Origin of the sequence: Streptococcus suis, assembly GCF_002964045.1 — a bacterium.
Classification (GTDB): Bacteria; Bacillota; Bacilli; order Lactobacillales; family Streptococcaceae; genus Streptococcus; species Streptococcus suis_U.
The window spans coordinates 1-6,616 of record NZ_POPB01000406.1 but is presented as its reverse complement, the minus strand read 5'-3'; the positions used below and the strand labels follow the sequence as shown (position 1 = coordinate 6,616).

Sequence of the window (6,616 nt, the reverse complement as noted above, 5' to 3'; positions counted from 1 at the left end):
TGTAGATCCCTTTTCGCACTTGTTGTAAGGTTGTCCCACGCTTGATTTCATTATGAATCGTTTGAGGCGCCTTTCCTAACAAGCCTGCAATTTCACGATTGGACTTATTTTCATTCTTCCACCGCTCAATCAAGCGACGGTTATCTATTGTCAAATGTTTCCCTTTTGGTGTATAATACTTTTGCATCTCTGTGCCTTTCCTTGTGTTTGTGGTGAACAACAAGTATAGCACAGAGGTGTTTTCTTATACCTTAAATCACATTTCATTTGACAACAGGAACTCTTGAAGCTGTTTTTTCAGCTAAACCAAGGCTATGATTAGCCTTGGCCACCTAGCCTAACAGCTTCAAGCCTGTTATCAAATGAAAACATCAACTTACTCACATATAGTGAAACATCTAATTCTTGACTAAGGTAAGGTGGCTAACTTCATTATAGAACTTTCGTTTTAAATTGAAAAGGAATTGGACATGATACTATCGATGAAACAGCTGTCCTACAAGAGACAGGGGAAAACGATTTTAAATAACATCAACTGGGAATTTAGAAAAGGCGAGCGTTGGGCTATTTTAGGGCTCAATGGGGCTGGAAAGTCAACCCTCCTTCGTATTTTAATGGCTGAGTTTTGGAAGACATCTGGTGACCTAACTGTTTTAGGAGTGGAGTTTGGTGAGGGCGATATTCCTAGCCTTCGCACTAAGATTGGGGTCGTCGGCTCCTTTCTAGCCGAACGATTTCCTATTGATTTGACAGCTGAGCAGATTGTCTTGACTGGAAAATACAAATCCTCCATCCTTTACCGTGAATACGGTCAAGCTGAGTTGGATGAAGCCATAGACATGCTCAAAACCATCAAAGCTGAGCACTTGATCGGCCGTACCTATGCTAGTTTGTCACAGGGCGAACGCCAACTCCTACTCATTGCCCGTAGTTTGATGGAAGAGCCTGCTATTTTGATTTTGGACGAGGCTACTGTGGGCTTAGACCTCTTGGCTCGCGAACGCCTGCTCCACCACATTGACTACATCTGTCAACTCCCAACGGCTCCTGCCATTATCTACGTCACCCATCACGCCGAAGAAATCACTGATCATTTCACCCATGTCCTCCTGCTCAAAGATGGTATGGTCTTGGCACAGGGAGCAAAACAAGATATCCTGACACCTGAACTCCTCGGCGATTTTTATGGCAATCAGGTAGAATTGATTGACTTGGGTGACGGAAGATTGTTCATTAAGCCGATATTATAAAAAACAAATCCAGCCCTAGTTTGAGCTGGATTTTAATCTCTCCACCATGACCAAAAATGGGGGGGTATTGACTTGGTTGAGTGGTTTGTAGAGCATGGCTGTAAAGACGGTCTGGTCTAGCTGGCTGACAAAGTCTAAGACTGCATCCTTCTCAACCGCCCCACCCTCGTGACCATAGTAAACCATGATGGCTAGGCGACCACCAACCACCAGTCTGTCAAGAACTTTTTCAATAGCTTGAAGGGTGGTTGCAGGTAGGGTGATGACTGACTTATCCGCCGAAGGAAGATAGCCCAGATTGAAAATGGCTACCTTGCATTCCTCCACATACTGGTCTAGGTTTTCGTGTCCTGTCAAAACCAATTGGGCATTGGTCAAGCCAGCTTTTTCTAGTTTTTCAGCCGTTGTGGTCAGGGCTTGTTCCTGAATATCAAAGGCCACCACTTTTCCTGCTCGTTGGGCTAAAAATAGCGTGTCATGCCCATTTCCCATCGTCGCATCGACCGCTAGGTCCTGGTCTGTTAATATCTCATCTAAAAAGGCATGGGCCATGTGTAAAGGTCTAAGCATCTTCTCTCCTTAAGCTAATAATCTTACATAATATTCGGTCAAGGTGGCTTCGTCCACCTTTTTGCGTTGCTGGAGCCACCAGCTGACCGTCTCCACAAAAGTCGTCACAACAAAATGCACCAGCAAATCCTCTGGAAGATTTCTCTTATCCTGCATGTAATCTTCAGCCACTTTTGGAAAAATGTCGTGTTTCAACTCCGCTTCCAGTTCTCTTAGAAAATAGGCATTGCGGGACAACAAAAGGCTGGCAACACGATCTTGATTGGTCCGAAAGTGTTTGAAAATATGAGCCAACAAAGTCTTCACATCCGCATCTTCACGACCTGTAAATAAGTGGTGAAAGAGGTCATGACAAAGTTCTTCCAAAAGAGCCTCTTTACTGGCATAGTGGGCATAGAAAGTGGAACGCCCCACATCTGCCAGGTCAATAACATCCTGCACGCGCATGTCATCATAACCTTTATCATTTAATAAGGTCAAAAAAGCCTGAAAAATAGCTCTTTTTGTTTTTGCAATTCGTCTATCCATTTTTCGTACATTTCAAACAATTTGTTCAGAAAAAGACAAACCGTTTCTCTTGTTTCTAGTTTTTCGGCCCATTACAGTGCATAATAAACCTATAAACAGTATAACACAGAAAGGGAATCTCATGTCATCTTCTAAAAATACATTTATCGCTTTTCTCCTCAATCTCAGCTTTTCTATCATCGAGTTTATCTTTGGCTGGCTCTTTGGTTCCAGCGCTATCTTAGCAGATGCTGTTCATGATTTGGGCGACGCCCTCGCCATCGGAAGCTCTGCCATCATGCAAACCTATGCCAACAAGCCTGCTGACAAGGTTTATCCCTTTGGCTACAAGAGATGGAATATTTTGGCCGCTCTCTTGACTTCTAGTATTCTGATTATCGGCTCCAGCTTGATCCTTGTGGAAAACATTCCCAATCTCTTCCATCCCCAGCCTGTCAATCAAGATGGGATGCTGGCACTTGGGATTATCGCTGTCATCATCAATTTCCTTGCTTCCCGTATTGTAAAAAATGGACATAGCCATAATGAATCCATTCTCAGCTTGCACTTTTTAGAGGATATTTTGGGATGGCTGGCGGTCATCATTGTTTCCATCATTCTTCAATTTACTGATTGGTACTTTCTAGACCCACTACTCTCGCTCTGTATTGCTATCTTCATCCTCTCCAAAGCCCTACCAAAAGCCTGGAATAATGTCAAGATTCTACTTGAAACAAGTCCGCAAGGAGTAAATCTTGAAGAAGTGAAAGGAGTCCTCCTGACTCTTGAAAATGTTCACGAAATCACTCAGCTAAATGTCTGGACCATGGATGGATATGAACATTGCGCGACGGTGACGGTGACACTAACAAATCCTGCTGTAGCAGACAAGACCAAAGCAAAAATACGAAATTCTCTCATTACCTTTGGTATTGTCCAGAGTAGCATCGAAATTTTGTAAAAAAAAATAAAAAAATATCACATTTTCCTCACTCATTTGCGAATAAATAGGTATGAAGACAATTATCCTATTTTTCCTTGGAGCTTCTATCGGCTCCTTCTTGGGATTGGTCATCGACCGTTTCCCTGAACAGTCCATTATCGCACCCTCTAGTCACTGCAATTCCTGCAAGCGACGGCTAAAAGCTTGGGATCTCATACCTATCCTGTCCCAACTTTCCACAAAATCCAAATGCCGTTATTGCAAGGCGAAAATACCCTACTGGTATCTGGGACTAGAATTCTTAGCTGGTCTAGTTGTCCTGCTCTGTCATTTTCAAGTCCTAAACCTAACCGAAACCATTCTCATCTTGGCAGGACTAGTTTTGACCATTTACGACATCAAACATCAGGAATATCCTTTTGCTGTTTGGCTACTCTTTACCTTTGTAGCCCTCATTCTCTCCCAGCTCAACTGGCTCTTCTGTGTTTTTTTGCTCCTGGCCTATCTGACTGAAAAATGGCAACTCAATATCGGTTCTGGAGATTTTCTCTATCTGGCAAGTCTATCACTTTTGTTTGGCTTTACAGAAATTCTTTGGATTATTCAGCTTAGTTCCATCCTAGGTCTGGCCATCTTTTTCATCTTTAAACCCAAATCCCTTCCTTATGTACCTTTTCTATTTTTGGCCAGTCTAGTCATCAATATCACTCTCTAAATCGAGCCTAGCTCGATTTTTTTGGTATAATAGAAAGAATAAAGGAGAAAGCTATGACAGTTTTTACAGATGACAGTTTAACCCTGCATACCGATCTTTACCAAATCAATATGATGCAGGTCTATTTTAATCAAAACATACACAACAAACATGCCGTGTTTGAAGTCTATTTCCGTTCTCAGCCCTTTAAAAATGGCTATGCCGTCTTTGCAGGTTTGGAGCGTGTGGTAGAATATCTCAACAATCTCAGCTTCAGCCAGACAGATATTGACTATTTGACTGAATTAGGCTATCCTAAGGATTTCCTGGATTATTTGGCAAATCTAGAAATGAACTTGACCGTTCGTTCTGCCAAGGAAGGCGACCTAGTCTATGCCAACGAGCCCATTATGCAGATTGAAGGCCCACTTGCCCAGTGCCAGTTGATTGAAACAGCCATACTCAATATCGTCAACTACCAAACCCTGATTGCTACCAAGGCCCGTCGTATCAAGGCAGTCATTGAAGACGAACCTCTAATGGAATTCGGTACCCGTCGTGCCCAAGAAATGGATGCTGCCATTTGGGGCACCCGCGCAGCCTTTATCGGCGGCGCTTCTGCCACTTCCAATGTTCGAGCAGGAAAAATCTTCGGCATTCCTGTCGCTGGTACCCATGCCCATGCCCTAGTCCAAACCTACGGCGATGATTACAAGGCTTTCAAGGCCTACGCTGAAACCCATCACGACTGTGTTTTCTTGGTAGATACCTATGATACCCTACGAATCGGTGTCCCAGCAGCCATCAAGGTTGCCAAGGAAATGGGCGATAAGATTAACTTCAAAGGAGTACGGATTGATTCTGGTGATATGGCCTATATTTCCAAAAAGGTCCGTCAACAGTTGGATGAGGCAGGCTTTACAGAAGCCAAAATCTACGCATCCAACGACTTGGATGAAAATACCATCCTCAACCTCAAAATGCAAAAGGCCAAGATTGATGTCTGGGGAGTGGGTACTAAGTTGATTACAGCCTATGACCAACCTGCCCTGGGAGCTGTCTATAAGATTGTTTCCATTGAAGAGGAAAATGGAAAGATGCGAGATACCATCAAACTGTCTTCCAACGTTGAAAAAGTATCAACGCCAGGTAAAAAACAAGTTTGGCGGATTACCTCAAAAGAAAAAGGCAAGTCTGAAGGCGACTATATCACCTTTGCGGACACAGATGTTAGCCAAATGGACAGTATTTATATGTTCCATCCAACCTATACCTACATCAACAAGACCGTGGAAAACTTCCATGCCCGTCCCCTTCTCATTCCAATTTTTGAAGAGGGCAAACAGGTTTATGAACTACCAAGCCTAGCGGACATTCAGACCTATGCCAATCAGGAATTTGACAAGCTTTGGGATGAATACAAACGGGTTCTCAATCCACAGCTCTATCCAGTTGATTTGGCTCAGGATGTCTGGGACAACAAGATGGATATTATCAACCGCATTCGCAAGCAAAGTCAGGCTAAAGCCATTTAAGAGAGGTATGTTATGACCCTACAAGAAACCATCATTAAGGAACTTGGCGTCAAGCCAAGCATTGACCCAAAAGAAGAAATCCGTCGCTCCATCGACTTTCTCAAAGACTACCTGAAAAAACACCCATTTTTGAAAACCTATGTCTTGGGCATTTCTGGTGGACAAGATTCGACCTTGGCTGGTCGTTTGGCCCAGTTGACTATGGAAGAAATGCGGGCGGAAACAGGTGACGACTCTTACCAATTTATCGCTATCCGCCTCCCTTACGGTGTGCAGGCTGACGAGTCTGACGCCCAGGCAGCCCTAGCCTTTATCCAACCAGATGTCAGCTTAACCATCAACATCAAGGAATCAACAGATGCCATGGTGGTTGCAGTCAATGCAAATGGGCTTGCTATGTCTGATTTTAATAAGGGAAATGCTAAAGCCCGCATGCGTATGATTGCCCAGTATGCAGTTGCCGGTGAACACAAGGGGGCGGTTATCGGAACCGACCATGCTGCCGAGAATATTACCGGCTTCTTCACCAAGCACGGAGACGGCGGCGCAGATATCCTGCCCCTTTTCCGCCTCAATAAACGTCAAGGAAAACAGCTTCTAGCTGAACTGGGGGCAGATGAAAAACTCTACCTCAAAGTTCCTACTGCAGACTTGGAAGAAGACAAGCCAGGTCTGGCTGATGAAGTCGCACTTGGAGTGACTTACGAGCAAATCGATGACTATCTTGAAGGCAAAACCATCGCCCCTCAAGCCCAAACCATTATCGAAGGATGGTGGAACAAAACAGCCCATAAACGCCACCTGCCAATCACAATTTTTGATGATTTTTGGAAATAACAAATAACCCCTGACGATAGACAACCGTCAGGGGAATTCTTTTATGGCTCTTTGTCAACTGTAGTGGGTAGATGAAAAGCTAACACCTAGAGAGGACGAAATTGGTTCGCTCTTTCTTTATGTTCAAGGCAATCAAAATCCGTTTTCTAAAGTTTTCAAAGTTCCTAAAACCAAAGGCATTTCTTTTAATGACTTTGATGAGATTATTGGTAGCTTCCAGTTTGGCGTTGGAATAAGGCAATTCCATAGCGTTTAAAACCTTGTCTTTATCCTTTAGAAA

General features: G+C 43.6%; 9 protein-coding genes. 5 read left to right on the top strand and 4 right to left on the bottom strand.

All coding sequences use genetic code 11. The annotated features are described in order from the left end of the window. Positions 1–187 (bottom strand): helix-turn-helix domain-containing protein (locus C1E99_RS10475; protein WP_153060190.1); only part of this gene is annotated, 187 nt, incomplete at its 3' end. Positions 188–470: 283 nt separating this feature from the next. Between C1E99_RS10475 and C1E99_RS10470 the strand changes: the two genes are divergently transcribed. Next, positions 471–1,250, top strand: coding sequence for an ABC transporter ATP-binding protein (locus C1E99_RS10470; protein ID WP_105207512.1), 780 nt, complete (start codon positions 471–473; stop codon positions 1,248–1,250). A 15-nt stretch (positions 1,251–1,265) separates the two neighbouring features. On the opposite strand, the gene C1E99_RS10465 is transcribed toward C1E99_RS10470, so the two are convergent. Both C1E99_RS10465 and C1E99_RS10460 read right to left on the bottom strand, forming a co-directional pair. Further along, positions 1,266–1,820 (bottom strand): tRNA (mnm(5)s(2)U34)-methyltransferase, encoded by a 555-nt coding sequence (locus C1E99_RS10465; RefSeq protein WP_105097098.1) that lies wholly within the window; start codon positions 1,818–1,820, stop codon positions 1,266–1,268. Positions 1,821–1,829: 9 nt separating this feature from the next. Continuing rightward, the gene (locus C1E99_RS10460; RefSeq protein WP_105106003.1) at positions 1,830–2,348 is read right to left on the bottom strand and encodes a TetR/AcrR family transcriptional regulator; all 519 of its coding nucleotides are present in this window, start codon (positions 2,346–2,348) and stop codon (positions 1,830–1,832) included. Positions 2,349–2,469: 121 nt separating this feature from the next. Between C1E99_RS10460 and C1E99_RS10455 the strand changes: the two genes are divergently transcribed. Genes C1E99_RS10455 through nadE form a run of 4 tightly spaced genes read left to right on the top strand, consistent with a single transcriptional unit; the run spans position 2,470 to position 6,336 of the window. Next, the gene (locus tag C1E99_RS10455; protein ID WP_105207511.1) at positions 2,470–3,288 is read left to right on the top strand and encodes a cation diffusion facilitator family transporter; all 819 of its coding nucleotides are present in this window, start codon (positions 2,470–2,472) and stop codon (positions 3,286–3,288) included. A gap of 52 nt (positions 3,289–3,340) precedes the next feature. Further along, positions 3,341–3,985, top strand: a complete 645-nt coding sequence (locus tag C1E99_RS10450; RefSeq protein WP_105207510.1) for a prepilin peptidase — start codon at positions 3,341–3,343, stop codon at positions 3,983–3,985. A 53-nt stretch (positions 3,986–4,038) separates the two neighbouring features. Further along, entirely contained in the window at positions 4,039–5,499 is a 1,461-nt protein-coding gene (locus tag C1E99_RS10445) for a nicotinate phosphoribosyltransferase (RefSeq protein WP_105207509.1), read from the top strand. Positions 5,500–5,511: 12 nt separating this feature from the next. Further along, on the top strand, positions 5,512–6,336 hold the full coding sequence (gene nadE, locus C1E99_RS10440; protein WP_105207508.1) for an ammonia-dependent NAD(+) synthetase: 825 nt from the start codon (positions 5,512–5,514) through the stop codon (positions 6,334–6,336). A 79-nt stretch (positions 6,337–6,415) separates the two neighbouring features. Here the strand turns inward: nadE and C1E99_RS10435 are convergent. Continuing rightward, positions 6,416–6,616: transposase (locus tag C1E99_RS10435; RefSeq protein ID WP_161943210.1), on the bottom strand; the 201-nt coding region annotated here is incomplete at its 5' end.

Excerpts from the sequence above, each read along its gene's own strand:
- C1E99_RS10455 (WP_105207511.1), top strand. The coding sequence starts at position 2,470 with ATGTCATCTTCTAAAAATACATTTATCGCTTTTCTCCTCAATCTCAGC.
- nadE (WP_105207508.1), top strand. The coding sequence starts at position 5,512 with ATGACCCTACAAGAAACCATCATTAAGGAACTTGGCGTCAAGCCAAGC.
- C1E99_RS10460 (WP_105106003.1), bottom strand. The coding sequence starts at position 2,348 with ATGGATAGACGAATTGCAAAAACAAAAAGAGCTATTTTTCAGGCTTTT.
- C1E99_RS10465 (WP_105097098.1), bottom strand. The coding sequence starts at position 1,820 with ATGCTTAGACCTTTACACATGGCCCATGCCTTTTTAGATGAGATATTA.
- C1E99_RS10450 (WP_105207510.1), top strand. The coding sequence starts at position 3,341 with ATGAAGACAATTATCCTATTTTTCCTTGGAGCTTCTATCGGCTCCTTC.
- C1E99_RS10445 (WP_105207509.1), top strand. The coding sequence starts at position 4,039 with ATGACAGTTTTTACAGATGACAGTTTAACCCTGCATACCGATCTTTAC.
- C1E99_RS10470 (WP_105207512.1), top strand. The coding sequence starts at position 471 with ATGATACTATCGATGAAACAGCTGTCCTACAAGAGACAGGGGAAAACG.